General features: G+C 66.1%; 22 protein-coding genes. 6 read left to right on the top strand and 16 right to left on the bottom strand.

Annotated elements, in window-relative coordinates; genetic code table 11:
- Positions 1-41 precede the first annotated feature (41 nt).
- Positions 42-1160, bottom strand: coding sequence for a 4-oxalomesaconate tautomerase (locus tag N4T19_RS01920; protein WP_116925209.1), 1119 nt, complete (start codon positions 1158-1160; stop codon positions 42-44).
- Positions 1161-1404: 244 nt separating this feature from the next.
- Here N4T19_RS01920 and N4T19_RS01915 point away from each other — a divergent pair, with 244 nt between their 5' ends.
- Positions 1405-1863, top strand: a complete 459-nt coding sequence (locus N4T19_RS01915; RefSeq protein WP_260719308.1) for a hypothetical protein — start codon at positions 1405-1407, stop codon at positions 1861-1863.
- A gap of 120 nt (positions 1864-1983) precedes the next feature.
- Here N4T19_RS01915 and N4T19_RS01910 read toward each other — a convergent pair whose 3' ends face one another.
- Positions 1984-2286, bottom strand: a complete 303-nt coding sequence (locus N4T19_RS01910; protein WP_116925207.1) for a DUF883 family protein — start codon at positions 2284-2286, stop codon at positions 1984-1986.
- Positions 2287-2519: 233 nt separating this feature from the next.
- On the opposite strand from N4T19_RS01910, the gene N4T19_RS01905 reads away from it, so the two are divergent.
- Both N4T19_RS01905 and N4T19_RS01900 read left to right on the top strand, forming a co-directional pair.
- Positions 2520-2780 (top strand): hypothetical protein, encoded by a 261-nt coding sequence (locus N4T19_RS01905; protein ID WP_232539609.1) that lies wholly within the window; start codon positions 2520-2522, stop codon positions 2778-2780.
- Positions 2781-2956: 176 nt separating this feature from the next.
- Positions 2957-3151 carry a hypothetical protein gene (locus N4T19_RS01900; protein ID WP_133248088.1) on the top strand — a complete coding sequence of 65 codons (195 nt, stop codon included), beginning with the start codon at positions 2957-2959 and terminating at the stop codon, positions 3149-3151.
- Positions 3152-3363: 212 nt separating this feature from the next.
- Here the strand turns inward: N4T19_RS01900 and N4T19_RS01895 are convergent, their stop codons facing one another.
- From N4T19_RS01895 to N4T19_RS01840, 12 genes are all read right to left on the bottom strand, one after another.
- A complete protein-coding gene (locus N4T19_RS01895) occupies positions 3364-6447 on the bottom strand; it encodes an efflux RND transporter permease subunit (RefSeq protein ID WP_260719307.1) in 3084 nt (1027 codons plus the stop codon).
- Positions 6444-7622 (bottom strand): efflux RND transporter periplasmic adaptor subunit, encoded by a 1179-nt coding sequence (locus N4T19_RS01890; protein WP_260719306.1) that lies wholly within the window; start codon positions 7620-7622, stop codon positions 6444-6446. The genes N4T19_RS01895 and N4T19_RS01890 overlap by 4 nt, the downstream gene beginning before the upstream one ends.
- A gap of 22 nt (positions 7623-7644) precedes the next feature.
- The gene (locus N4T19_RS01885) at positions 7645-9087 is read right to left on the bottom strand and encodes an efflux transporter outer membrane subunit (protein ID WP_260719305.1); all 1443 of its coding nucleotides are present in this window, start codon (positions 9085-9087) and stop codon (positions 7645-7647) included.
- An 11-nt stretch (positions 9088-9098) separates the two neighbouring features.
- Positions 9099-9752 (bottom strand): GbsR/MarR family transcriptional regulator, encoded by a 654-nt coding sequence (locus N4T19_RS01880; protein WP_116925201.1) that lies wholly within the window; start codon positions 9750-9752, stop codon positions 9099-9101.
- Between the two features lie 138 nt (positions 9753-9890).
- Positions 9891-10955 carry a sensor histidine kinase gene (locus N4T19_RS01875; protein WP_116925200.1) on the bottom strand — a complete coding sequence of 355 codons (1065 nt, stop codon included), beginning with the start codon at positions 10953-10955 and terminating at the stop codon, positions 9891-9893.
- 7 nt (positions 10956-10962) lie between these two features.
- Positions 10963-11814, bottom strand: a complete 852-nt coding sequence (locus N4T19_RS01870; RefSeq protein ID WP_260719304.1) for a hypothetical protein — start codon at positions 11812-11814, stop codon at positions 10963-10965.
- A gap of 70 nt (positions 11815-11884) precedes the next feature.
- A complete protein-coding gene (locus N4T19_RS01865) occupies positions 11885-12574 on the bottom strand; it encodes a response regulator (RefSeq protein ID WP_260719303.1) in 690 nt (229 codons plus the stop codon).
- Positions 12575-12827: 253 nt separating this feature from the next.
- The gene (locus tag N4T19_RS01860) at positions 12828-13688 is read right to left on the bottom strand and encodes an isocitrate lyase/PEP mutase family protein (protein ID WP_116925198.1); all 861 of its coding nucleotides are present in this window, start codon (positions 13686-13688) and stop codon (positions 12828-12830) included.
- A gap of 15 nt (positions 13689-13703) precedes the next feature.
- Complete coding sequence (gene prpF, locus N4T19_RS01855; protein WP_260719302.1) at positions 13704-14903, bottom strand: 2-methylaconitate cis-trans isomerase PrpF; 1200 nt, start codon at positions 14901-14903, stop codon at positions 13704-13706.
- Between the two features lie 25 nt (positions 14904-14928).
- A complete protein-coding gene (acnD, locus tag N4T19_RS01850; RefSeq protein ID WP_260719301.1) occupies positions 14929-17568 on the bottom strand; it encodes a Fe/S-dependent 2-methylisocitrate dehydratase AcnD in 2640 nt (879 codons plus the stop codon).
- An 85-nt stretch (positions 17569-17653) separates the two neighbouring features.
- Complete coding sequence (gene prpC, locus N4T19_RS01845) at positions 17654-18832, bottom strand: bifunctional 2-methylcitrate synthase/citrate synthase (protein WP_260719300.1); 1179 nt, start codon at positions 18830-18832, stop codon at positions 17654-17656.
- Positions 18829-19227, bottom strand: coding sequence for an acyl-CoA thioesterase (locus tag N4T19_RS01840; protein ID WP_260719299.1), 399 nt, complete (start codon positions 19225-19227; stop codon positions 18829-18831). The genes prpC and N4T19_RS01840 overlap by 4 nt, the downstream gene beginning before the upstream one ends.
- A 159-nt stretch (positions 19228-19386) precedes the next feature.
- Between N4T19_RS01840 and N4T19_RS01835 the strand changes: the two genes are divergently transcribed.
- The gene (locus N4T19_RS01835) at positions 19387-20805 is read left to right on the top strand and encodes a short-chain fatty acyl-CoA regulator family protein (RefSeq protein ID WP_260719298.1); all 1419 of its coding nucleotides are present in this window, start codon (positions 19387-19389) and stop codon (positions 20803-20805) included.
- Here N4T19_RS01835 and N4T19_RS01830 read toward each other — a convergent pair.
- Positions 20787-21674 carry a LysR family transcriptional regulator gene (locus tag N4T19_RS01830; protein WP_260719297.1) on the bottom strand — a complete coding sequence of 296 codons (888 nt, stop codon included), beginning with the start codon at positions 21672-21674 and terminating at the stop codon, positions 20787-20789. The two genes, N4T19_RS01835 and N4T19_RS01830, sit on opposite strands and share 19 nt — an antisense overlap.
- Positions 21675-21756: 82 nt before the next feature.
- Here N4T19_RS01830 and N4T19_RS01825 point away from each other — a divergent pair, with 82 nt between their 5' ends.
- Positions 21757-22293, top strand: a complete 537-nt coding sequence (locus N4T19_RS01825) for a GNAT family N-acetyltransferase (RefSeq protein ID WP_260719296.1) — start codon at positions 21757-21759, stop codon at positions 22291-22293.
- A 2-nt stretch (positions 22294-22295) separates the two neighbouring features.
- Positions 22296-23846, top strand: a complete 1551-nt coding sequence (locus tag N4T19_RS01820) for an MFS transporter (RefSeq protein ID WP_313900079.1) — start codon at positions 22296-22298, stop codon at positions 23844-23846.
- Positions 23847-23860: 14 nt separating this feature from the next.
- Here the strand turns inward: N4T19_RS01820 and N4T19_RS01815 are convergent, their stop codons facing one another.
- Entirely contained in the window at positions 23861-25072 is a 1212-nt protein-coding gene (locus tag N4T19_RS01815; protein ID WP_260719295.1) for an MFS transporter, read from the bottom strand.
- Positions 25073-25079: the final 7 nt, after the last annotated feature.

Here is a 25079-nt window from a genome sequence, read left to right as displayed (position 1 = left end):
GGTAGCGCTTGCAGCCAAACGTGGCTTTGTATGGCCCAGCGTTACACGGGCCCTGCCCAGATGGCGCTGGGCACCATCACCTCGCCGCGCATCAGCACCCGCGCTGTGCGCAGCAAGGCCACCTGGGGCGGCGCATCGGCCTGCGCCACGCCCTGCTTGAGCTTGACGCTCAACACGCCGGAGGGATGCTCGATGGCGACCGTATCGGCATCGGCACCGCTGGCCCGCCGGGCCCATCCGTCACAGACGGAGCCTGGCAGCTCAACGGCCGTGCCCACCGTGACCGCGGCCAGCACGCCAATGCTTTCGTGGCACACATGGGGGATAAAGCTGCGCGTGCTGATCGCACCGCCATGCCGGGGCGGCGCCACCAGGGTCATCTTGGGGTAGTTTTTGGCAGAGACGTCACCCAGACCCATGGCCTTCGCGGCCTGCAGGCGCAGCGCCTCCAGCCGGCGCCGAAGATGGTGGTGGGCATCGAGCTGGGCAACGGTCTCATAGCCGCTGGCACCCATATCCTTTGCTTTGACCATCACCAACGGCATGCCGTTGTCGATGCAGGTCACCTCCACGCTGAATGGCGCAAAGCCCTCTCCTGCCACGTCCATGCGCTCGCGCGCCTTGCCGGTGGGCAGCAGGCTCTTGCAGACCGACCCCGCTGTTTCCTGAAAACAGATCTCGATCGGCGCAGCGCTGCCCGGCACGCCATCGATGCGGGCGTCTCCGCCATCGGCCAGCTGGCCGCCAGATAGCGGCAGCGTGATATCGGCCAGCATGCCGGTGTTGCGGGCCAACACGCGAAAGCTGGCACGCTCACCTTGGGCCTGCACCATGCCCGAGGCCAGCGCAAAGGGCACCGCCGCGGCCAGCATATTGCCGCAGTTGGGGCGGGTATCGACCGTGCCCATGTCCGGCTGCACCTGGGCGAACAGAAACTCCAGATCCACCCCCGCTTGCGCCGAGCGGCTGACAATGCCGATCTTGCTGGTCAGCGCATGCCCGCCGCCAATGCCGTCGATCTGCCGGCCGTCGGGTGAGCCCATTGCGGCCAACAGCACCCGGTCCCGCGTGGCCGTATCCTGGGGCAAATGGGCGGCATTGAAGAATGGCCCTTTGGACGTGCCGCCCCGCATCAGCAGGCAAGGAATCGCTGTTGGCATGGAATGCTCCCCGTGTTCTGTTGGTATCCATTCTGGGGACAGACACCACAAAGAGCCACGGGCACAGCGGCCTAGCAGCTATACCCTGCTGGCATATCTGCGCCGCACAGGCAACGCACAGGCGCGCCTCGTCCTACGGCAGATGGCATCGGCTGCTGTCAGGCCTTCACCCGCCTCTGTCCTAGCATGGGGCATGCTGATTAAGAGAGCTACCCCCAAAGTTTCTAGGAAAGCGGCCGCCGCGATGGCGAGCCTGTGTATCGCTGCCACGGCCTCTGCGATGAGCGATGAGGAGGTCCGCGCTGAAACCGACCGCATTGCGGCCCAGTACCGCACGGCCATCGCCCATTGCCAGACGCTGCAGGGCAACGACAAGCACATCTGCATAGAGGATGCCAAAGGCAGCCAGCGCGTGGCCCAGGCCGAGCGCGATGCCAAAGTGCTGGGCGACGCCGGCCACAGTTACCAGGTGCGTGTGGCCAGAGCCGAAGCAGACTACCGCGTTGCCAACGAGCGCTGCAATGAGATGCGCGGTGATGCCGTCGGCATCTGCAAAAAAGACGCCGAGGCGGCCTATCGCAAAGCCCAGCAAGATGCCCAGGTCAAACGCGTGGAGGCGCCCCCTGCCATGTCCACTGACCGTCCCTTGACTCCGCTGGCGCCTGCCCGCAGCGACTTGCCCCTCGCAAACCCGCCGCGTTGATGCCGCATGGCGCGGCGCCGGTGGACATGGCGCAAAAAAACCTGCGCTGACCCGATGCGGTCAGCGCAGGTTTTCTCGCATGCACAAAGGGCCGGCGCCGCCAGCCCCAAAATTTGGCGATCAGCGACGGCAGGCTGCGTAGCCCAGCACCACACCAATGGCCAATGCTGCGCCTGCAATGTGCCAGGGCTCGTCATGCGCATATTTGTCAGTGCAGGCGGCGGTGTGCTTGGTTTGCGCAATGGCGCGGGCTGCGGAATCGCGGGCCATGCCCATGCCCTCGTCCATGCGCTCGCGAATGCGCTTGATCTCGGGGATCGCATCGAGCTCCTTGACCGACAGCAGTGCACGCACATCGCCCACCAACTGGTCGACATCCCCCTTCACATCGGAGAGGCTGACTTGTCGCTTCTTGAAAAACATGTTCTTTCCTTTCTTGTACCAAGCCCAAAATGTGCTCTAGCTCATACCTTATCCAAAGACAAACTAGCGCCATGTAGGAAAGCCGCCCGCATCGGCGTGCAAGGGTTCTGCTATCAGCGGTGGCAGAACAAAACCATGCTTTGGCGCACAAGCGCTGCCCCCGCTTTTCCTACACACAAGCCTTGCCTTGCAGGCCACCATGGGCGCTGAGCCCCATGAACCCTGGAGGATGTATGCCAGACCAAGCCCCCGAGAAAACCAACCCGCCCGCGAGCGACGAGACCAAGATCAACACCACCCGCAAGCAGCAGCCCCATGACACCGGCTCGCAGGCCAAGATGCCCCATGAAAAAGACCAGTCCGTGGGGGAGACCAGCCCAGAGCCCTCGCCCGAGATGGAGCAAGCCCATACAGATCTCAAGCGCGGTCTGATCGATACCGATGCGCGTGCCCCCGACGGCCGGCCCAAAGCAAGCAAACCATCGGCCACTTGAGGCATTTCATCGCCGCAGACATCAGCGGTACAGCATTCGAAAACCCTATTTGGGGGCAAATGATTTATTTTGTAACATCATCAAATATACAAATGCATCTATAGGATAAATCTTGCTTTCGTACTAAGCTGTCCGCGTTGGAGCCCGTCCATGTGGCACCGACAGGAAGGTTTGCCGTGTCGCAACGAAAGCAGGAGGATGCTGCCACAGGCGATTACCTGGAACAGCTCAAAGCCGAAGGTGCCAGTCTTTTGATGCAGAACCCACAGGAAGGTACGCCCGAGCACGCCAAGATGATGCTGATTGACGCCAAGATTGACCAACTCACCAGCCCCATTACCGTCCCGAACTGGAAGGAAACAGGTTTGTGAACCGCAGCCCGCTGATCCAGCGGGTTTTTTGTTGCCCGGCGCAACCGCTGCGCCGGGGGCCGCACGGCAGCGAACTTGGAGCCGCTAACACGACCCAGCAAACCGAGGTTTGCGGTTGAGACGAGGTGTCAAACCGCAGACAGTACAAACGTACGGCAAGGCTTGAGGCGGCCGGCTAGGCAACGACGTATCAAGGGTTTTGTTTGCGGCTCTCATTGGTGGGCCTGTAGCGTCTCCCGCTGATCCTGAGCATTGGGCAAGGTCACCCAGCGCGCCAGTTTGGGCCGCAGCCAGTTCTCCAGATCATCCATCACCGCATAGACCACCGGCACCAGCACCAGCGACAAGGCGGTGGACGACACCAGCCCGCCGATGACGGCAACGGCGAGCGGCTGGCGGAACTCCGAGCCGCTGCTCACGCCCAAAGCGGTAGGCAGCATGCCCATGGCCATCGCAATCGTGGTCATGATGATCGGCCGGGTGCGCTCATGGGCGGCTTCCAGCAGGGCCTCGGTCTGGCTCTTGCCCATGCGCTCGGCCTCCACCGCATGCTCGACCAGCAAGATCGAGTTCTTCGCCGCCAGGCCCATCAGCATCAGCAAGCCAATCAGCACCGGCAGGTTCAGCTCTCCGCCTGTTGCCAGCAAGGCCAAAAAGGCGCCGGCCAGCGACAGCGGCAGTGCCGCCAGAATCACCACCGGTTTGACAAAGCTGCGGAACAGCAAGATCAGCACGCCAAAGATCAGCCCCACCCCCGCCATGATGGCCAGGCCAAAGCTGGCAAACAGCTCCTGCATGCCCTCGGCATCGCCATAGAGCGGGCGCGATACGCCCTCGGGCAGGTTCTTCAGGAACGGCAGCGCATCCACGGCCGCATTGGCCTGGCCCAGCGACACGCCATGGACCTCCGCCTCCAAGGTGATGCGGCGCTCGCGGTCAAAGCGATCGATGTGGGATTCGCCCACCTGGAAATGCATGTCCGCCACCGCCGACAAGGGCACCGTGCCACCCTGCCCCGTGGGCACGCGCAGCGCGCCAATACTGTCCAGATCACGCAAGGTACCCTGGGGCAGCCGCACGCGCACCGCCAGCCGCTGGCGCCCGGTGTTGAACTTGGAGGCGGTCGCATCCAGGTCACCCAGGCTGGCCATGCGCGCCACCTCGGCCACCACATCGGGGGTCACGCCCAGGCGCGCGGCCGCATCGGGCTTGAGCCGTATCACCAGCTCGGGGCCCGGGTTGGGCGCCACCTGGTGCACATTGGCCAGCATGGGCAGGCCGCGCAGCTCGCGCTCGGCGTCTGCGGCCGTGCGCCGCAGCAGCTCGCCATCGTGGCCACCCAGGATTACCTGCAGGTTCTGCGTGCCGCCGCCTTCGCTCTCGCTATAGCTCAGCCGCACATCGGGCACCTGCAGCAGCAGAGGCCGCAGATGGTCCTGGAAGGCCTTGGTCGTCATCGAGCGCGGTGATTTGAGCTGCACAATCACGCTGCCCTTGCGCGGGTCGCCATCGCGCTGGCTGCTGCCCACGCTGACAAACACATCCTGCACATCCCCTTGCTGGCGCAGCAAACGGGTCAGGCTGGCGGCCGAGGCGCGCATGTCTTCGGTGGTCGCGCCGGGCGCGCCTTGCAGGTTGATCTGCACCGTGCCGCCATCGCCCTTGGGCGCAAAGCCGGTGGGCAGCAGCGAGGCGAGCACCAGCGAGCCGACAAAAATCAGCACCCCGGCCGCCAGCGACCACCAGCGGTGCGCCAGCGCCCACTCCAGCAACCGGCGGTAGCGGCCAGTAAAGGGCTTGTGCGGATGGGGCTGTGCCGAGGGCTTGAGCAAATAGGCGCACATCAGCGGTGACAGCAGGCGCGCCACCAAGAGCGAAAACATCACCGACACGGCCACCGTCACCCCGAACTCGCGGAAGTACGGCCCGGCATAGCCACCCATAAAGGCAACGGGCAAAAACACCACGGCAATGGCCAAGGTGGTGGCCACCACCGCCAGGCCAATCGCGTCGGCCCCTTCCATCGAGGCGCGCCAGGGCGAGGCGCCGGCCTGCACCCTTTTTTGGATGTTCTCCACCTCGACAATGGCGTCATCGACCAGCACGCCGATCACCAAGGTCAAGGCCAGCAGGGACAGCATATTGAGCGAATAGCCGAGCCAATGGATCACCGCAAACGTGGGGACCAGCGAGATCGGCATGGCCACCGCCGCAATGAGCGTCGCGCGCCAGTCGCGCAAGAACATGAACACGACGACCGCCGCCAGCAGCATGCCTTCGAGCAAGGTCGCCACCGTGGCATCAAAGCTCTCGCGGGTGTTCTTGGCGCCCGATGACACCAGCTGGTACGAGACCCCGGGCTGCTCCTTGGCCAGCGCCGCCACCGCCTTGGCCACCGCCGTCTCCACATCCACGTCGGACGCGGCCTTGGTCTTCATCACCTGAAAACCGACCACCGCCTCGCCATTCAAGGCCGCAAAGCCGCGCCGGTCGCTGGCGCCACTGGCCACGGTGGCCACATCACCCAGGCGCAGATGGCGGCCGTCACGGGTGGCAATCACCAGCTGCTCAAGCTCCTGCACCGATGGGGCGGCCGCGAGGATACGCACCTGCTGCTCCTGCGCACCAATCTGCGTGCGGCCGCCCGATGCATCGAGGTTGTGCGCGCGCAGCGCATCGTTCACCGCCACGGCCGTCAGTCCCAGCGCCTGCAGCTTGGCGGGGTCCAGCGTCACGGTGATGTCGCGCGCCACACCGCCGACCTGGGTCACCTGCCCCACCCCTGGCAGCGCCACCAGCTTGCGCGCCACCACATCCTCAATGAACCAGTTCAGTTCCACATCGTCCATGCCCGGGGCGGAGACCGCATAGGTCAGCAAGGGCATGGCATCAAAATCGAGGCGCTCGACAATCGGCGGCTCGATGCTGGCTGGCAGGTTGGCGCGCACACGGTCAATGGCCGCCCGCACCTCATCGACAGCCCGCTGCGGCTCCAGCCCGATCTCGAACTCGACCAAGGTCAGCGACATGCCCTGGGTGACGGTCGAGATCACATGCTTGACGCGGGCCACATTGGCCACCCCGTCTTCCACCACGCGGGTGACCTGGGTTTCCACCTCGGTGGCCGCCGCGCTGGGCAAGGCCACTGCCACCTGCACGATGGGAAAGGACACATCCGGGTAGAGCTTGATCGGCATGACACGGTAGGCCATCAGCCCGGCCACCAGGATGGCGATGAACAGCACCACCACGGGGATCGGGTTCTGGATGGACCAGGCGGAGATACGCAGCTTCATCGCTGGCCTCCAGCCGCAGCCGCAGCAGCAGGTGCAGGTGCAGGTGCCGCCTCCGGCGTGGCAGGCACGGCGGCCGGCTGGGCAGCGCCATTGATCTGCACCCGGTCCCCCTCCAGCACAAAGGCGCCGCCGCCCAAGGCCAGGCGCGTGCCCAGCGGCGGGCCATCGCGCAAGGCCACCCAGCCCTGGGCACGGGCGCCCAGGCTCACCGGCAGCTTGCGGATACGGCTGTCGGCATCGATCGTGGCCAGCTGCGGGCCACCGGCTTCAAAGTGGATGGCTTTTTCTGGCACTGCCGCCACCGGTGCGGCCGCCTGCGCAAAACGCGCCTGCGCAAAGCCGCCGGGGCGCAGATCGGCCCGCACCGGCAGCGCCACGCGCACCTGGGCCAGCTTGGTCTTGTCGTCCACCCGGCGCGACAAAAGCCGCACCTGGCCCTCCAGCTCAACACCCGAAGCCAGGGTCACCGCCACCTGGTTGCCCGGCTGGATACGGTCCACCTGGTCCTCGGGCACCTCGGCAGCCAGCTCCACCATGCCGTCCCGCGCCAGGCGGAACATCGCCTCGCCCCCAGGGCTGGCCACATCGCCCCGGCGCACATTGCGCTGCAGCACCACACCGGCCACCGGCGCGCGCAGCACCATGCGCTCGGCCTCTACGCGCAGCCCCGCCAGGTTGGCCGCTGCCACATCGGCATTGGCCTGGGCGCTGGCCGCTGCCGTGCGGCGCTGCTGGATCTGCTCGTCCGACAGCACGCCCTGGCCGTCCAGGCCTTCGACCCGTGCCGATTCGGCCCGGGCCTGCGTGGCCTGCGCCTTGGCCTGCACCAGGCTGGCCTGGGCCTGGGCAATCTTGGCCTGCAGCAAGCCGTCATCGAGCCGCGCCAACGGCTGGCCGGCACGTACCTGGTCGCCCTCATCGGCCAGCAGCGCGGCCACCCGGTAGCCGCTCAGCTCCGGGCCAATCGCAATTTCTTCGCGCGCCACCAGCAGGCCCGATGCCTGCTGCACCCCACCCATGGGACGCAGCTCCACCTGCGCCACGCTCACCGTTCGCACCACCTCGGCCACCGGCTTCGCAGTCTTGTCCGCACTGCCTTCGGAGCAGGCCACCAGGCCCAGCAGGGCCAGCGACCCCAGGCCTAGCCCCAAGCCCACGCGCCATCCGCTTGTCATTGATTGCAGCATTGCATCCCTCTCAATTCGTCTTCTGTGTATCGGTGCCCAGCGCATCCCGGGGCCAACCGCCGCCCAGCGCCTGGAACACCTGCACCGCATGCGCCAAGGCTTCAGCGCGCGCCTGGGTCAGGCCACCGCGCGAGTCGCGGTAGACCTGCTCGGCATCGAGCACCACCACCAGGTCAAAAAAGCCGGCCTCATAGCCCTTGCGCGCCGCCTCATAGGCCGTCTGCGCCCGCGCCTCGGCCTGCGCCAGCACTTTCAGCCGCTGTGTATCGGGCGCCATGCGGAGCAGCGCCTGGTCCGTCTCGGAAAACGCGCGCTGCACCACCTGCTCATAGGCGATCACCGCCTGCTCGGCGCGGGCGCCCTGAGCGCGGGCGTTGGCCAACAAGCGCGGGCGGTCCAGTACCGGCATGGCCACATTGCCTGCCAGCGACCACAGCCCGGTGCTGAGCGACGCGCCCTGCTTTTGCCAGTTCAGCCCCAGCCCGGGCGTCAAGGTGATGCTGGGCAGCAGCGCCAGGCGCGACAGCTCCAGGCCGCCCGCGGCCGCATCCATCTGCGCCTGGGCCTGCAGCACATCGGGGCGCCGCGCCAGCAAATCCGCAGGCAAGGCACGCGGCAGCGCCGGCGCCTGGGTTTGGCTGTCATCGAGCACCAGGGCCGACAAGGGCTGGTCGCCCTGCCCCACCAGCACCAGCAAGGCGCGCCGTGCGGCATCGAGCTGCGACTGCAGCACCAGCGCATTGGCCTGGGCTGCCAGCAAGCTGGCATCGACCCGCGCCACATCGGCCAGCGCCACCAGGCCGCGCTCGAGCTTGCGCGCCAGCACCTGCTGCAGGCGGGTCTGGATGGAGATCGTCGCCTGGGCATCGGCCAGCGCAGCGGTCAGGCGCTGGGCCTCAAACAGGCTGCGCGCCACTTCGGCCACCAAGGCCGCGCGCTCGCCATAGGCGCCATAGAGCGCCGCGCCAAAGTCGCCATCGGCCTGCCGCGCCAGCGCATCACCCCGGCCCAGCACATCGAGCTCCCAGGAGACTTGCAGGTCCAGCCCGGCGCTACTTTGCCGGCCCAGGCCAACCCCACCCGCCGATGCACCGCCCAGCCGCTGCACGCTTCTGCGCTCGCCGCTGGCGCGCAGGCCGCCCTGGGGCTGGTACTGGGTCAGCGCCGCCTCGCGCACCGCCCTGGCCTCGCGCACCCGCGCCAGCGCCATCCGCGCCTCGGTGCTGGCCGCCAAGGCCTGGTCCACCAGGCGGTTGAGCTGGGGCTGCTCGAACAGGGTCCACCAGGTATCGAGCTGGGGCGCCGCCTGCGCTGGCTGCAGGTCCGGCAACGAAGAGGCCACCGAAAACTGCGACGCCACCACCGGCGCTGGCGCGGGCGCATCCGGCACCGACGAGCACCCCGACAAAGCCGCCAGGCACAGCGGCGCGGCCGCCCATAGAACGTATTTCATGGCTCGGGTACTCAGTCTGGTGCTTTGCGGCTGGATGACGGCGCGCGAGCTTGGCGCACTTTAGGTGCTTTAGGCATTTTGGGCGTGGTTGCAGCAGCGGCTGCCGCCCTCTCGGCACGTGCCGATCGCCGGGCAGGCACCGGTGGCGCCGCCGCCTGCTTTTGCCGCTCGGCCAGCTTGGCCAGCAGCTCCTGCAAGGTCTGGGCCGTCACCGCATGAAAATCCTGCGCCTGCTTGAGGCGCGCGGTGGCATCAGCGGACAGCGGGCTGGCCGCCAGCAGCTCATCCACATAGGTCGTAAAGCGCTGGCAATCGGCAATGCTCTGCTCCAGCACGATCAAGAAGGGGTTGGCGCGCAGGCTGAAAAAGTCCTGGCGCTCGCCGCGCATCGCCACCCGCTCGATGATCCCCAGGCGTTCGAGCAAACGGGTATTGGTGCTCACGCTGGCGCGGCTGGCCTGCATGCGCTCGGCCAGCTCGGCAAAGCTGATGGGCCCGCCATCGAGCAAAAAGATGCCGATCAGGCGCCCTGCAATCCGGGGCAGGCCACTGGTTTCCGCCTGGATCGCATTGCGCTCGATAAACAGCTCGCGCGCTTCCAGCGCTTCATGCGCCTTCTTGGCCGCCGAGGCCGCCTTCGCCTTGTCCTGCTGGGTCACAGCCACCGTCCTTTATCCATATTGTTCAGTCACCGCTGAACAATATAAACGAATTCGGGTTGACCCTAGTTATTAGAAGTAACGCTCGCCTAAAAAAGAAAAAGGGCCGTGGTGGTCGGCCCTGCGGTGCTGTGCTACTGGTGGTCAGGACTGGCGCAAGGCCAGCCGCGCCGTCAGCAGGGTGCGCCCCGGCTCGGAATCGATCTCGAGCACGCCGCCCACGCGGCCGATACGCACGGCCATCGAGCGCATGCCGATGCCCAGGCCCGAAGCCTCCACGGCTGCGGCATCAAAGCCCACGCCATCGTCTTCGATCTCCAGCACCAGCGCATCGGCCTCAGGCTGCAGAAAGGACAGGCGCACCTGGCGCGCCTGGCTGTGCTTGATGACATTGGTGAGGCCCTCCTCGACCAGGCGCGTCATCGCCAGGTACTGCAGCGCATCGGGCGGTGTGCGCCAGGCGGGCGCAAACTGCCAGTCGCAGCGGATGTCGAGCGCATCGAACAGGTTGGCAAAGCGGTGGCGCAACGGGGCCAGCCACTCCTGCGGCGACGCGGGCACGCGCACCTGGGCCGAGGAGTTGCTGTCAATGGTCTGGCGCAGGTCATCACGAATGTGCTTGAGCATGGACAGCACCTGGGGCCGCGTCAGGCTGCCACCGCCGCCCTGCTCCACGGCAGCAATCATGTGCACCAGCGAACCACCGAGCCCGTCATGAAGGTCATGGGTCAGGGCCAGGCGCTCTTGCAGGCGCGCGTTCGACAGCTTTTGTGCATCGAGCTCGGCCTTGACCTGCTCGGCCTTCTTCTGCTCGGTGATGTCGAAGGTAAAGCCGATCAGCCCGGTGGTCTCGCCCTGTGCATCGCACAGCACATGCACCACCTCGCGCACCCAGACAAAGCTGCCTTCACTGGTCAGCGCGCGGTACTCAGCCTCGTGGTCCACGCCGGCCAGGCACAGCCCAACGCAGCGATTGACCGTCGTGTCGCGCTCGTCCGGGTGGATACGCTCGGCCCAATCGTTCACCGTCTGCCAGCTGTCCTGGGGCCAGCCCAGCAGCGCCTCGATCTGTGGGCCCACATAGGTGTACTTTTTGCTCGCCCAATCGATGCGGAACGGAATCGCCAACGTGGACTCCAGCAACGTTTGGTAGAGGCCGTTGTCGGTATCGGGCTCCAGGGTGCGTAGACGAGGCTGCGTATCGAGCATAGGGGTGTCAGGGTTGCGTCAACAAGGGGTGAACCGTCGGCAACGCATTCCAGAACCAGTAGAAATACCCGCTGTCTTTGGGCAGCAAGGTCAGGGTCTGCACACTTCTTTGTGTGCCACCCCGCCAACAGGCCAGGGCTGAATTGCGGTTGCCGTGCAGATCGATATAGGCCGCATCCGGGATTTTGGGCCTGGGCGGCATGTACAAGGCCATGCCCCGGGGCACCCAAAGATCGGCGAGAAAGATTCTATCCCGGTGGGGCCAGTAGCGCCCTACCGAAATCACCAGCGGCAGCTGGGGATCTACCGAGGAGAACACATGCGGGAAATCATGGTGCTCCAGGTCGGTACAGACCGTGGGCTGCAGCTGGTTGCGCTGCGCATCGTCCAGGTACGGACACTGCTGGCCGGCAAACATGCCGTACTCAAACGGGGTGTTCTCCAGATGGCGGATCGGGCTTTGCATGCGCAGGCCCTGGCCCGGCTCGATCAAGGTGATGCCAAAGGCAGCAGCGGCCTCGCGCGTGGCCCACAGCGGCTCGTACACCACCTCGGTGGCGACGAACGCCAACTTGGTCTCCTCACCAAATGTTGTCGGCGGCAAGCGATGCGTGCCACTGACCTGGTAGCCGCGGCCCCAAGAGGGCTCGGGGGAACCGGCCACCGGGCTGCCGGCCACCGGAGTGCCGGCCACCGGAGTGCCGGCCACAGGCTGCAGCTCCTTCACCGCTGCAGGAAGCTTGTCCTTGAATGTGGGCATGCCATCGATATTGCAGACATAGGGCTTCTCCTGCGTATCGACCCATGTGCCGATACCGTCTCGAATCAGCAAAGGCGCATCAAAAAAAGTGTGGGGCACGGTCAATCACTCCAGATCGGATGGGCGGGCGGTTACGGGGAAAGCGAGAAAGGGCTGAGCGTTGGGCGGCTCAATCCACCAGGCGGCGCCGCCGCGCTTCCTGCGCGGCCTGGGTGCGCGAGGACACCGACAGCTTGCGGTAGACATTCTTGATATGCGACTCGACCGTGTAGCGCGACAGAAACAGGCGCTCGGCAATCTCGCGGTTGCTCAGGCCCTCGACCACGAGGTGCAAGATGGTGTGTTCGCGCGCACTCAAGCCCGGGTCGTCCGCCGCCTGCACGGCCGGCGGGGCTTGCAGCGGCAGCTCCTCGATGATGCGCCGCGCAATAAAGGGGTCGATGGGCGCGCCGCCGCGCAGCACGCTGCGCAAGGCCATGGCCATTTCCATGTCGTCGCGCTCCTTGAGCACATAGCCCACGGCGCCTGCGCGCAAGGCCGCCCAGATCATCTCTTGCGTGCTCCAGGCCGACACCACCAGCATCGGCAGGTTGGGGGCCTGGGCATGGAGCTCCTCGATCAGCTCAATACCACTGCCATCGGGCAGGCCCAGGTCCACCAGCACCAGCGATACCGTGTGGGCCTCGCCCGCCAGGTAAGCGCGTGCCTCGGCCAGCGACCCGGCCATCACCAGCGCATCGCTGCTGTAGCCCAGCTGCTGCAGCAAGCCCTGCAGCCGGTTGCGCACCAGCGGGTTGTCCTCCACCACCAGTACGGGTGCGGGCAGTGCGAGATCGGCGGTGAGCATCTGGGTGGGCATGGGATCCGTTCATATTCCAAGTGCTGCAATTATTCCGCAAGCCCAGGCCCTTGCCCCTCACTGAAACTGGTGAATTTCAGCGCCGTGACGGTTTGCTGAACACCGCGTGGCAGCGGCCAATGATCGCCCTTAAGAGTCGCTAACACAACCCTTGATACGTCGTTGCCGAACCTTGTCGTACTACTGTACTGCCTGCGGCTCGACGCCTAGTCTCAATCGCAAACCTTCGGTTTGCTGGGTCGTGTTAGCGACTCTAAGTAAACCGCTTCTCCAGCGCATCCCAGGCGGGCTTGCCCACCAGGCGCTGGCGCTCGGCAAAGGTGGCCACCAGGCCGCTCGCCTCCTGCACCGACTTCTTATCGCGCAGCACGGTCAAGGTCTTTTGCATGCCGGCCACTGCCCCCTGCAGCGCCGCATTGGCATAGAGGACGATGCCGTAGCCCAGCGCGCCCAGTTGCTCGGCATCAAAAATGGGGGTCTTGCCGCCAATCACCATGTTCATCAGCTGCGGGGTGGCGAGCCGCTTGGGCAGCGCGCGGATCTCTTCAGCGCTGGTGACCGCCTCGACAAACAAAATATCGGCCCCGGCTTCGGCAAAGCGCTGGGCCCGCTCCACCGCCGCCTCAAAGCCATGGGTGGCCGCCGCATCGGTGCGCGCCATGATCAGCAGGTTCGGGTCGCGCCGGGCATCGACGGCGGCCTTGATCTTGCTCACCGCCTCTTCGGTGGAGACCACCTCCTTGCCGTTGAAATGCCCGCAGCGCTTGGGCGCCACCTGGTCTTCGAGCTGGATGCAGTCGGCACCGGCACGCTCCAGGGTGCGCACCGTGTGGTAGACATTGAGCGCATTGCCAAAACCGGTATCGGCATCGACCAGCAAGGGCACACTGACCGTATCGCGGATGCGCGCCGTGTGGTCGGCGATCTCAGCGAGGCCCATAAAGCCCTGGTCCGGCAGGCCCAACCACATATTGGTCACGCCCGCGCCGGTCACGTAAATCGCCTCAAAGCCCAGGTCCTCGATCACCTTGGCCGACAGCGCATTGAAGGCGCCCGGCACCAGCACGCCCCGGCGCGCCGCCACCATGTCTTTCAGCAGTTGCTTGGTATCCATCCCACAGTCCCCCGTTCAAAAACAATCGCCCGGCACCCGCACGGCGCCTTCCATCAGAATGCGTGCGCTGCGGCTCATCAGCGCCTTGGTCACCACCCACTGGCCATCCTGCAGGCGCGCCTCCGCTCCCACCCGCAGGGTTCCCGAGGGGTGGCCAAAGCGCACCGCGCTGCGCTCGCCGCCACCGGCGGCCAGGTTGACCAGGGTACCCGGCACGGCTGCAGCCGTGCCAATGGCCACCGCTGCCGTGCCCATCATCGCGTGGTGCAGCTGGCCCATCGACAGCGCCCGCACCAGCAAGTCCACGTCCTGCGCCTCCACCGCCTTGCCGCTCGATGCCGTATAGCTGGCCGGCGGCGCCACAAAAGCAATCTTGGGTGTGTGCTGGCGGCTCGCGGCCTCGGCCAGCTCCTGGATCAGGCCCATCTTGAGGGCGCCAAACGCGCGAATCGCTTCCAGGCGCGCCAAGGCCTGCGCATCGCCATTGATATCGCCCTGCAGCTCGCAGCCGGTGTAGCCCAGGTCTTGCGCATTGAGAAAGATCGTCGGGATGCCCGCATTGATCAAGGTTGCGGCAAAGCGGCCTACCCCTGGCACATCGAGCTGGTCCACCAGCTGGCCGGTGGGGAACATGGCGCCACCATCCTCGCCCTCATCAGCCGGGTCCATGAAGGCCAGCTGCACCTCGGCAGCGGGAAAGCTCACGCCATCGAGCGCAAAGTCGCCGCTCTCCTGCACCTGTCCGTTGCAGATGGGCACCTGGGCCATGATGGTCTTGCCGATATTGGCCTGCCATATGCGCACCGTGCACAGCCCGTTGTGCGGGATGCGGGCCGGGTCGATCAGGCCCATCGCGATCGCGCAGGGGCCGACGGCGGCAGAGAGGTTGCCGCAGTTGCCGCTCCAGTCCACCAAGGGCTTGTCGATGGCCACCTGGCCAAACAGATAGTCCACATCATGGTCAGGCTGCGTGCTCCTGGCCAGCAGCACCGCCTTGCTGGTGCTCGACGACGCATTGCCCAGGCCATCGATCTGCTTGCCATAGGGGTCGGGGCTGCCCAGGGTGCGCAGCAAGATCGCATCGCGCGCCGGCCCAGGCTGCTGCGCCGGCAGCGGCAAATCCGGCACATGGAAGAACACCCCCTTGCTGGTGCCGCCCCGCATATAAATGGCGGGGATCTTGATCTGGGGAGGATGGGCGGTCAGGTTCGTCATGGTCGTTCAGAAAAAAACTAGGCATTCACACCGAGGCCGGTTGCACCGCGCGCGATGCCAGAAAATCCTGCGCAAAGCGCTGCAGCACGCCGCCTGCCTCGTAGACAGACAGCTCCTCGCCGGTATCGAGGCGGCAGATCAGCGGCACGCGGTCCACCAGGCCGCTGCGGCGCCAGATCACCAGGCTCAGCGTAGCGCGCGCTGTGCGCTCACCTTCCACATCATAGGTCTCCGTACCATCGAGCTGCAGCGTCTTGCGTGTCGTGCCCGGCTGGAACTCCAAAGGCAGCACGCCCATGCCGATCAGGTTGGTGCGGTGGATGCGCTCAAAACCCTCGGCCACCACCGCCTCCACCCCCGCCAGGCGCACGCCCTTGGCCGCCCAGTCGCGGCTGGAGCCTTGGCCATAGTCGGCACCGGCAATGATGATCAGCGGCTGGCGGCGCTGCAGATAGGTCTCCATCGCCTCCCACATGCGCACCACACGCCCCTCGGGCTCGATGCGGGCCAGTGAGCCTTTTTGCACCTGGCCACCCACCACGGCCATCTCGTTGACGAGCTGGGGGTTGGCAAAGGTCGCGCGCATGGCCGTTAGGTGGTCGCCCCGGTGGGTGGCGTAGGAGTTGAAGTCCTCCTCGGGCAGGCCCATCTTGGCCAGGTACTCGCCAGCGGCCGAGCTGGGCAGAATGGCGTTGGATGGCGAGAGGTGGTCGGTAGTGATGTTGTCGGGCAGCAGTGCCAGCGGCCGCAGCCCCTTGAGCGTGCGCGGATGCGCTGCCAGCGCGCCCACACCTTCGGTGTCCCAATACGGCGGGCGGCGGATATAGGTGGACTGGGGGCGCCAAGCGTACTGCGGAGCCGCCCGCTCGCCGTTGTCTGCCTGGACTGCAAACATGGGCTCGTACACCGCGCGGTACTGCGCAGGCTTGACCGCTTGCGCCACCACGGCATCGATCTCCGCGTCGCTCGGCCACAGGTCCTGCAGCCGGATCTCCTGCCCGTTCACGACGGCCAGCACGTCCTTTTCGATGTCAAAGCGGATGGTGCCCGCCATCGCATAGGCCACCACCAGCGGTGGCGAGGCCAGAAACGCCTGCTTGGCATAGGGGTGGATGCGTCCGTCAAAATTGCGGTTGCCCGACAGCACTGCGGTGGTGTAGAGGTCGCGTTCAATGATCTGCTGCTGGATCTGCGTATCGAGCGCGCCGCTCATGCCATTGCAGGTGGTGCAGGCAAAGGCGACGATGCCAAAGCCCAGCGCCTCCAGGTCCTCCAGCAGACCCGCCTCTTGCAGGTACAGCTGCACCGCCTTGGATCCGGGCGCGAGCGAGGTCTTGACCCAGGGCTTGCGCACCAGGCCCAGGCGCCGCGCATTGCGCGCCAGCAGCGCCGCAGCGATCACATTGCGCGGATTGCTGGTGTTGGTGCAACTGGTAATCGCCGCAATGATCACTGCACCATCGGGCAGCAGGCCCTGGGCTTCCTGGGCGCGCGCCAGCGCCAGGGGCTCGGCGCCGGCAATGCCGCGCGCGGCCAGCTGCGAGGTCGGCAGGCGTCGGTGCGGGTTGGAGGGGCCCGCCATATTGCGCACCACCGTCGACAGGTCAAACTGCAGCACCCGCTCGTACTGCACCTCCTGCAGGCTGTCCGCCCAAAAGCCGGCGGTCCTGGCATAGGTCTCGACCAGCTGCACCTGCTTTTCATCCCGGCCCGTCAGCCGCAGGTAGGCCAAGGTCTGCGCGTCCACCGCAAACAGCGCGGCAGTCGCGCCATACTCCGGGCACATATTGGCAATGGTGGCCCGGTCACCCACCGAGAGGCTGCGCGCGCCCTCGCCATAAAACTCCAGATAGGCGCCCACCACCTTTTGCTGGCGCAGGAACTCGGTGAGCGCCAGCACGATATCGGTCGCGGTAATGCCCGGCTGAGGATGGCCGCTCAAGGCCACGCCGACAATATCGGGCAGGCGCATCCACGAGGCCCGGCCCAGCATCACGTTCTCGGCCTCCAGCCCGCCCACCCCCACCGCAATCACACCCAGCGCATCGACATGGGGCGTATGGCTGTCCGTGCCCACGCAGGTATCGGGAAAGGCGACCCCATCCTGCACATAGACCACCGGCGACATCTTCTCCAGATTGATCTGGTGCATGATTCCGTTGCCCGCGGGAATCACATCCACGTTCGCAAAGGCCCGCTTGCTCCATTCGATGAAATGGAAGCGGTCCTCATTGCGGCGGTCCTCGATCGCCCGGTTTTTCTCAAAGGCCTGCGGGTCAAATCCGCCGCATTCGACAGCCAGCGAATGGTCGACGATCAGCTGCACCGGCACCACCGGATTGACAGCGGACGGATCGCCGCCCGCCTGCGCAATCGCATCGCGCAGGCCGGCCAGGTCCACCAAGGCCGTCTGGCCCAGGATGTCATGGCAGACCACGCGCACGGGGAACCAGGGAAAGTCGATATCGCGCCTGCGCTCGATCAGCTGGCGCAGGTAGTCCGGCAGCTGCGCCGGGTCGGCGCGGCGCACCAGGTTTTCGGCATGGACGCGCGCGGTATACGGCAGCTGCGCCCAGGCGCCGGGCGCCAGCGCATCGACTGCCGCCTGCGCATCAAAATAATCCAGGCCGGTGCCGGCCAGTGCTTGTCGGTAATTGCTGTTCATGGGGCAGTGCAAACCGGCGGGCTGGGCGGCCCGCAGGGTGTCGCTTTTCTATATAGATCTGTAGAAGGTCGTGTCGGCCGCCAGCTCAGCTGCGCTGGTCGATGGGCTGGAACACCTGGTCTTCCGGACCCGTGTAATGCGCGCTGGGGCGGATGATCTTGTTGTCCACCCGCTGCTCGATCACATGCGCAGCCCAGCCGCTGGTGCGCGCAATCACAAAGAGCGGCGTGAACATGGCAGTGGGCACGCCCATCATGTGGTAGCTCACGGCGCTGAACCAGTCGAGGTTGGGGAACATCTTCTTGGCCTCCCACATCACGGCCTCCAGGCGCTCGGCAATGTCGTACATTTTCGTGGAGCCGGCCTCCAGCGACAGCTCCCTGGCAACGCCCTTGATGACGACATTGCGCGGGTCGCTGACGGTGTAGACCGGGTGGCCAAAGCCAATCACCACCTCCTTGTTCTCCACCCGGCGGCGGATATCGGCCTCGGCGGCATCGGCGCTGTCGTAGCGCTTCTGGATCTCGAAGGCCACCTCGTTGGCGCCGCCATGCTTGGGGCCGCGCAGCGCGCCAATCGCGCCGGTGATCGACGAATACATGTCGCTGCCGGTACCGGCCACGACGCGGGCGGTAAAGGTCGAGGCATTGAACTCATGCTCGGCATACAGGTTCAGCGACGTATGCATGGCCCGCTCCCACAGCGCACTGGGCTTTTTGCCATGCAGCAGGTGCAGAAAATGCGCGCCGATGGAGTCGTCATCCGTCTCCACATCGATGCATTTGCCCGAGGTGCTGAAGTGGTACCAGTACAGCAGCATGGAGCCGAGCGATGCCATCAGGCGGTCGGCAATATCGCGCGCGCCGGGCAGGTTGTGGTCGTCCTTCTCGGGCAGGGTGCAGCCCAGCACCGATACCCCCGTGCGCATCACATCCATCGGGTGGCTGGCGGCGGGCAGCTGCTCCAGCGCCTGCTTGACGCTCGCGGGCAGGCCGCGCAGCGCCTTGAGCTTGTCCTTGTAGGCGCGCAGCTCGGCGCGGTTGGGCAGCTTGCCATGCACCAGCAGGTGGGCGATCTCTTCAAACTCGCAGACCTGGGCCATGTCCAAAATGTCATAGCCCCGGTAGTGCAGGTCATTGCCGCTGCGCCCTACGGTGCACAAGGCGGTGTTGCCCGCCGTCACGCCCGAGAGCGCAACCGATTTCTTGGGCTTGAAGGTCGAAGGCGTGGTGGGCGCGGTGGCCTCGGCGGTCGTGGTGGTCATAGCAGGGGTTCCTGGTTCAAATATGCGCAATCGAGGGGGATGGGCCGGCCTTTGGCATCGACGGCCACCATGTCAAACAAACCTTGGAGCACCAGCTCGGGCGGCGTCCCCGGCAGCCCGGCCGAGCCGGTCACGCAGACGGTCATCGAGCTGCGGCCTACGCGGCTGACCCAGGCGCGCAAGGTCAGGGCATGGCCCACCGGTGCCGGTGCCACAAAGTCCACCCGGCTGACGGCGGCCATCACGACTTCGCGTTGCACCAGGCTCCGCGCCGCCAAAAACGCGGCCTTGGCCATCAGCTGCAAACCCTGGCCCGCAAACAGCGTGCCGTGGTGGTTGGCCAGCGCCGGCAGTACCAGCTCTTGCAACTCGGCGAATCCGGTAGGTGTTGTCATGCTTCGCAATTTACGCAAAATACAAAGGGATGAACAGCACTGAAATGGCGAATTTCTGCGAATGAAAACTGGTATTTTGCGAATTTTGCGAAATGTAGAATCTGGGTACTCCACCGCCTCTTCGATGCGAGCGCCCCTGTTGACGCGAAAGACTCTGCGATGAAAAAAACCTTTATGGGCGTCAAGCTGCGCAAGCTGCGCGCCGAACGCAATCTGTCCCAGATTGCGCTGGCCCATGCGCTGGGGCTCTCGCCCAGCTACCTCAACCAGATCGAACAAAACCAGCGGCCGCTGACGGTGTCGGTGCTGCTCAAACTGCACCGCAGCCTGGGCGTGGATATCCAGCAGTTCTCCGAAGACGAAGAGGCGCGCCTGGTGGCGGGGCTGCGCGAAGCCCTCGCCGATGCGCCCGAGGCCATTGCGCTGCCAGAGCTGCAAGAGGTGGCCACGCAAATGCCGGCGCTGGGCGCAGCGGTGGTGGCGCTGTACCGCCGCCATCTGGAGACCAAGGAGCGGCTCGAAGCGCTGTCGCTGCAGCTGGGCGATGACCGCGCCGGCAGCAGCCAGCCCGCCGCCATGCCGTTTGAGGTGGTGCGCGATTTCTTCTTCTCGCACCAGAACTACTTTGATGCGGTGGACCGCGCCGCTGAAAGCCTGGCTGCCCAGGCCCAGGCAGAGCGCCCGGGCAGGCCGCTGGCCGACTGGCTGCGTGAGCGCCTGGCGCTGGCGCACCAGGTGCGGGTGGAGTTGGTGGACAGCGCAGGCGCGAGCAAACGCCAGTTCGACCCCGCCTCGCGCCTGCTGCAGCTGTCCTCTGCGCTGGGCACCGCGCAGCAGGCGTTCCAGCTTGCCACCCAGCTGGCGCTGCTCGAGATCGGCGACACACTCGACAGCCTCAGCCAGGTGCCAACACTCATCAGCGACCCCGCTGCCCGCCGGCTGGCGCGGCTGGGCCTGGCCAACTATTTTGCCGGCGCCCTGCTGCTGCCCTACGGGCCCTTTCTACAAGCCGCCGAGGCGCTGGGCTATGACATTGACCTGCTCGGCCAGCGCTTTGCCGTGGGCTTTGAGACCGTCTGCCACCGGCTGAGCACCCTGCAGCGGCCAGGCAGCCCGGGCGTGCCGTTTTTCTTTGTACGGGTGGACCGGGCCGGCAATATCTCCAAGCGCCAGTCGGCCACGCATTTCCATTTCAGCCGCACCGGCGGCACCTGTCCGCTGTGGAATGTCTACGAAGCCTTTGGCCAGGCCGGCCAGGTGCTGGCCCAGGTGGCCGCCATGCCCGATGGCCGGCGCTATCTGTGGATTGCGCGCTCAGTCTCAGGAGGGCAGCGCGGCTATGGCGCGCCGCGCAAGACGTTTTCCATCGGCCTGGGCTGCGACCTGCGCCATGCAGCGCGCCTCGTCTATGCCAAGGGTATCGACCTGCAGGACCCGGAGCTGGCCACGCCGATCGGCATGGGCTGCAAGGTCTGCGAGCGCGACCACTGCCCGCAGCGCGCCTTTCCCTATCTGGGCAAAAGCCTGGCCGTCGATGAGAACGCCAGCCGCCTCACCCCCTACGGCTCTGGCGTCTGAATCTCCGCCAGCAGCTGGCCAAAACGCCGCTCGACATACTGGGCCGTCGGGCTGCGCTGCGCGCCCTGGCGCCAGAGCATGCGCACCGACAGCGGGGGCAGCGCCAGCGCCGGGCAAGGCACCTCGCGCAGCGCCTGGCGGTTGCCTTCGTAGTGCGCGATATTGACCGGCAGCACCGCCCAGCCCAGCTTGTCGGCCACCATGTCGGCGATGTTGTAGAAGCTGTCCGAGCGCCATACGCGCGGGCTGTAGGCGCGCTCGTGCACATCCTCGGTATGCATCAGCAATTGCCGGTGCTGGGCCAGCTGCTGCAGGCCCACCACCCGGCCATCGGCGAGCGGGTGATCGGTCGCCACAAACACCCCCTGGGGCACGGTGCCCAGGTGGCGCTGCTCAAAATGCTGCAGCACCGGGCCCCGGTCGATATGCAGGGCCATGCCCGCCCTGCCCTCGCCCACATAGTCGGCCACCTCGCTGGCGGTGCCATTGAGCAGCAGCAGCTCCAGGCCCGGGTATTGCTGCGCCATCTCGCGCAGCAGGCTGGCCACCGCCGTATAGGGCAGTGCCTCGTCAATCGCCAGCGACAGCTCGGCATCGGCCCCGCCGCTGAGCGCCTGCGCGCGCTGGTCCAGCTGCTCGGCCTGGCGCAGCAGCTCGCGCGCCTCGAGCAGCAGCACCCGGCCCGCATCGGTGAGCTGGGCATTGCGGTGCGAGCGGTCAAACAGCACCACGCCCAGGTCCACTTCCAGCATGCCGACCGCCGTGCTCACGGCCGACTGGGCCTTGCCCAGCTGGCGCGCGGCCGCCGAAAAAGAGCCACTGTCGGCGGTGGCGACAAACTGCCGCAGTTGTTCAACGGTCCATTCCATATCCGGGTACTGTAGCCTATCCATCTCTTTTATTGATGGATTCCAACTTTATCAATCGGTTTTTATGGCGCAATATCGGACCATGCAATCGATCAATACCCAAGCACCAGCTTTGACGATGGCCTGGTGCCATGACCCCGCACAGTCGCCAGCGATCCTGGCGCTGTTCATGGGTCAGCTCAGTCCCCATTACATCTCCCATGGCGAGCTGCAGTCCCCGCGCGCCATCGCACCGGGTCAATGGAGTCCTCACCTGGCCGACAACATGGCGCTGCAGATTGAGGCCACGTTGGCCGCGCCCGAAGCAAACGCGATGCAGCGCATCGCAACCGCCCACCAGGGCGATACGCTGGTCGGCGTTGCCTTTGTCGCGCTCGACGAGGCCCAGCTCGCGCCCACCCCGTTTGCCACCTTGGACGACCTGGTGGTCAGCCCCGCCGTGCGCGGCCAGGGCTTGGGCGAGGCCCTGTTCGGCTGGGTCTGCGCCCAGCTCCAGGCCGAGGGCGTACAGCGCCTGTTTCTGGAAAGCGGTATCGGCAACCAAGGGGCACACCGGCTGTTTGAGCGCCTGGGCTGCCAGCCCGTGTCCGTCACGATGCTGAAAGAGTTGGGAATTTGACCATGGCAATGCATTCCAAAAGATGGCTGGTGCTGGCCATTGTGTCGATGGCGCTGCTGCTGATCGTCGTCGACATGACGGTGCTCTACACCGCCCTGCCCACCCTCACCCATGACCTGGCCGCCTCCACCTCGATGAAGCTGTGGATCGTCAACGCCTATGCGCTGGTGGTCGCGGGCCTGCTGCTGAGCACCGGCGCTTTAGGCGACCGCCTGGGCTACCGGCGCATGTTCATGCTCGGCCTGGTGATCTTTGGCGCCGCCTCGCTGGCAGCCGCCTATGCGCCCAATGCCGGGCTGCTGATTGCCGCGCGCGCCGTGCTGGGCTTGGGGGCGGCCATCATGATGCCCGCTACCCTGGCCATCATCCGCATGAGCTTTCCCGACCAACGCGAGCGCTCGGTCGCCATCGGCATCTGGGCCTCGGTCGCCTCGGGGGGCGCGGCGCTTGGCCCGGTGGTGGGCGGCGTGCTGCTGCAGTATTTCTGGTGGGGCTCGGTGTTTCTGGTCAATGTGCCCATCGTGGCGCTGGCGCTGGTGCTGACCGCCTGGCTGATTCCTGCAGACCGCCTGAGCACCAAGGCCAGCCTGGCCGGTTGGGACTACACCAGCTCGCTGCAGGCCATGGTCGCCATGGTCAGTCTGGTGCTGGGCATCAAGGAGCTGGCCAAGCCCGCACCATCGCTGGTGTTTGCCGTGCTGATGGGGCTGCTCAGTGCCGCCGTGCTGTGGATCTTTATCCGCCGCCAGCTCAGCCGGCCCCAGCCGCTGATCGAGCTGCGTCTGTTCCGCATTCCGACGTTCTCGGGCGGTGTGGTGGCAGCCGTGGTGGCGGCCGTGGCCCTGGTCGGGGTGGAGCTGGTGTTCAGCCAGCGCCTGCAGCTGGTGCTGGGCCTCAGCCCCCTGCAAGCGGGGCTGGCCATCTTGCCGATTCCGGTGGCGGCCTTTGTCGCCGGCCCGATTGCCGGCTGGGCGCTGTCGCGCCTGGGCACCCACCAGCTGATAGTGGGCGGCCTCCTCGTCACTGCCGTGGCGCTGTGCGCGCTGGCCATGAGCCTCAACAGCGATGCCCATGGCCTGCAGAAAATAGCGGTACTGGCCGTCCTGGGCCTGGGCGTGGGTGCCACCATCACCGCCGCATCGAACGCGGTGATGAACAGCGCGCCGCCCGAGCATGCCGGCATGGCCGCCTCGGTCGAAGAGGTGTCCTACGAGTTTGGCGGCGTGCTGGGCGTGGCCTTGCTGGGCAGCGTGCTGTCCTGGCGCTATACCAGCAGCCTGGTACTGCCAGACATCCTGCATGGCGCCGCTGGCGGGGCCAGTGACGGCATCGATGCGGCTTTGTTGGCTGCAGAAAAACTGCCGCCGCAGGCTGCCACGCAGCTGCTGGGCCTAGCCCATGCCGCGTTTGACCAGGGCTTTATCGCGGTGATGGCCACGGCCGTGGTGCTGGTGCTAACCGCTGCGTTGGCGGTGGCCCTGCTGCGCAGCCGAGGTCAGCAACAGGCCACCCTGGGACATCGCAGCGGCGCGGTGGCCAGCAAAGGGCACTGATCGTGAGTCACTACTCAGCGGCGGGGCGCCATCTCCTTTAGCGCGTCCCCATGCGCCGCTGCCGCAGTGCGTGCCCGGTCGCCAACATCAAGGCCGCCGACGCCAAGGCGGCGGCCGGCCACAGCACGGCAGACAAACCCCATGCATCGACCAACGCCCCAAGCACCCAGCGCAATGCCGGTGTTGAAAACCCCGACATACAGCGCTGCCACGACCTCCATCGCCTGGGGGGCCGCCTTCATCATCCAGGTCATCAAGGCGACGGACACCCCGCCATAGGCCAGGCCCCAGACTAGCAGCAGCGCAAGTCCACCCGTGGGGGAGCCGCCAAACACCAGCCACAGCAACGGCACCAGCAGCAGCCCCAGTGCAATGGTGGCCACCGTCAGCGTTGTTTTGTGCGCCGCCGCCAGGCCTGCGATGAAATTGCCCGCAATGCCGGCTAGCCCATAGGCCAGCAGCAAGGCTGCAATCCACTGCGCATCAAAGCTCGAGACCGCCAGCAGCAGCGGTCGCACAAAGGTAAAGGCCATAAAGTGCCCTGCGACCAGCAGCAAGGTCAACACCAGACCCGCTTGCAGCGCGCGGTTGCTGCGCAGTGCCAGAAACTGGCGCAGCCCCACCGCGCTGCGGACCGGCAAGGCCGGCATCACCCATAGCTGCAGGGCCAGCACCAGCACACTGAACAAGGCCATCACACCAAAAGCCCAGCGCCAGCCTGCCCCTTCCCCGATCAGCGCGCCCATTGGCACGCCCAACACCGATGCGGCGGCCACCCCGCCAAAGATGATGGAGGCGGCGAGCCCGACGGCAGCCGCTGGCACCAGGCGCGCCGCCAATCCCCCCGCCACCGCCCAGATCCCGCCAATGCACAGACCCAGCAACACGCGGGCGGCCAGCATCCAGCCCCAGCTCGGCGCGAGGGCCGATGCGGTATTGGCCAGCGCTAACAGCGCCAGCAGCGCTGCCAGCATGCGGCGCCGGTCCATGCGGCCGGCTATCACCACCACCAGCGGTGCAAACACCGCTGCCAGCAAGGCAGGCAGCGACACCATCAGCCCAGCTTGGCCAGTGGTCATGCCCAGCGAAGGCGCAATCGCTGTCAAGAGGCCCACGGGCAGCATCTCGGTGGTAACGACAGAAAAGGTTGCCAGGCCGGCGGCGATCACGGCCGGCCAAGGGTTGCGGGCATGATGTGGAGCAGGCGCTGATAAAGACAGGGACATGTCATGG

Source organism: Comamonas squillarum, assembly GCF_025309455.1.
Taxonomy (GTDB): domain Bacteria; phylum Pseudomonadota; class Gammaproteobacteria; order Burkholderiales; family Burkholderiaceae_C; genus Comamonas; species Comamonas squillarum.
This window is presented reverse-complemented; position numbering and strand designations above follow the sequence as displayed.

Excerpts from the sequence above, each read along its gene's own strand:
- N4T19_RS01920 (WP_116925209.1), bottom strand. The coding sequence starts at position 1,160 with ATGCCAACAGCGATTCCTTGCCTGCTGATGCGGGGCGGCACGTCCAAA.
- N4T19_RS01915 (WP_260719308.1), top strand. The coding sequence starts at position 1,405 with ATGGCGAGCCTGTGTATCGCTGCCACGGCCTCTGCGATGAGCGATGAG.
- N4T19_RS01910 (WP_116925207.1), bottom strand. The coding sequence starts at position 2,286 with ATGTTTTTCAAGAAGCGACAAGTCAGCCTCTCCGATGTGAAGGGGGAT.
- N4T19_RS01905 (WP_232539609.1), top strand. The coding sequence starts at position 2,520 with ATGCCAGACCAAGCCCCCGAGAAAACCAACCCGCCCGCGAGCGACGAG.
- N4T19_RS01895 (WP_260719307.1), bottom strand. The coding sequence starts at position 6,447 with ATGAAGCTGCGTATCTCCGCCTGGTCCATCCAGAACCCGATCCCCGTG.
- N4T19_RS01890 (WP_260719306.1), bottom strand. The coding sequence starts at position 7,622 with ATGACAAGCGGATGGCGCGTGGGCTTGGGGCTAGGCCTGGGGTCGCTG.
- N4T19_RS01885 (WP_260719305.1), bottom strand. The coding sequence starts at position 9,087 with ATGAAATACGTTCTATGGGCGGCCGCGCCGCTGTGCCTGGCGGCTTTG.
- N4T19_RS01875 (WP_116925200.1), bottom strand. The coding sequence starts at position 10,955 with ATGCTCGATACGCAGCCTCGTCTACGCACCCTGGAGCCCGATACCGAC.
- N4T19_RS01865 (WP_260719303.1), bottom strand. The coding sequence starts at position 12,574 with ATGCCCACCCAGATGCTCACCGCCGATCTCGCACTGCCCGCACCCGTA.
- N4T19_RS01860 (WP_116925198.1), bottom strand. The coding sequence starts at position 13,688 with ATGGATACCAAGCAACTGCTGAAAGACATGGTGGCGGCGCGCCGGGGC.
- prpF (WP_260719302.1), bottom strand. The coding sequence starts at position 14,903 with ATGACGAACCTGACCGCCCATCCTCCCCAGATCAAGATCCCCGCCATT.
- acnD (WP_260719301.1), bottom strand. The coding sequence starts at position 17,568 with ATGAACAGCAATTACCGACAAGCACTGGCCGGCACCGGCCTGGATTAT.
- prpC (WP_260719300.1), bottom strand. The coding sequence starts at position 18,832 with ATGACCACCACGACCGCCGAGGCCACCGCGCCCACCACGCCTTCGACC.
- N4T19_RS01840 (WP_260719299.1), bottom strand. The coding sequence starts at position 19,227 with ATGACAACACCTACCGGATTCGCCGAGTTGCAAGAGCTGGTACTGCCG.
- N4T19_RS01835 (WP_260719298.1), top strand. The coding sequence starts at position 19,387 with ATGAAAAAAACCTTTATGGGCGTCAAGCTGCGCAAGCTGCGCGCCGAA.
- N4T19_RS01830 (WP_260719297.1), bottom strand. The coding sequence starts at position 21,674 with ATGGAATGGACCGTTGAACAACTGCGGCAGTTTGTCGCCACCGCCGAC.
- N4T19_RS01825 (WP_260719296.1), top strand. The coding sequence starts at position 21,757 with ATGCAATCGATCAATACCCAAGCACCAGCTTTGACGATGGCCTGGTGC.
- N4T19_RS01820 (WP_313900079.1), top strand. The coding sequence starts at position 22,296 with ATGGCAATGCATTCCAAAAGATGGCTGGTGCTGGCCATTGTGTCGATG.
- N4T19_RS01815 (WP_260719295.1), bottom strand. The coding sequence starts at position 25,072 with ATGTCCCTGTCTTTATCAGCGCCTGCTCCACATCATGCCCGCAACCCT.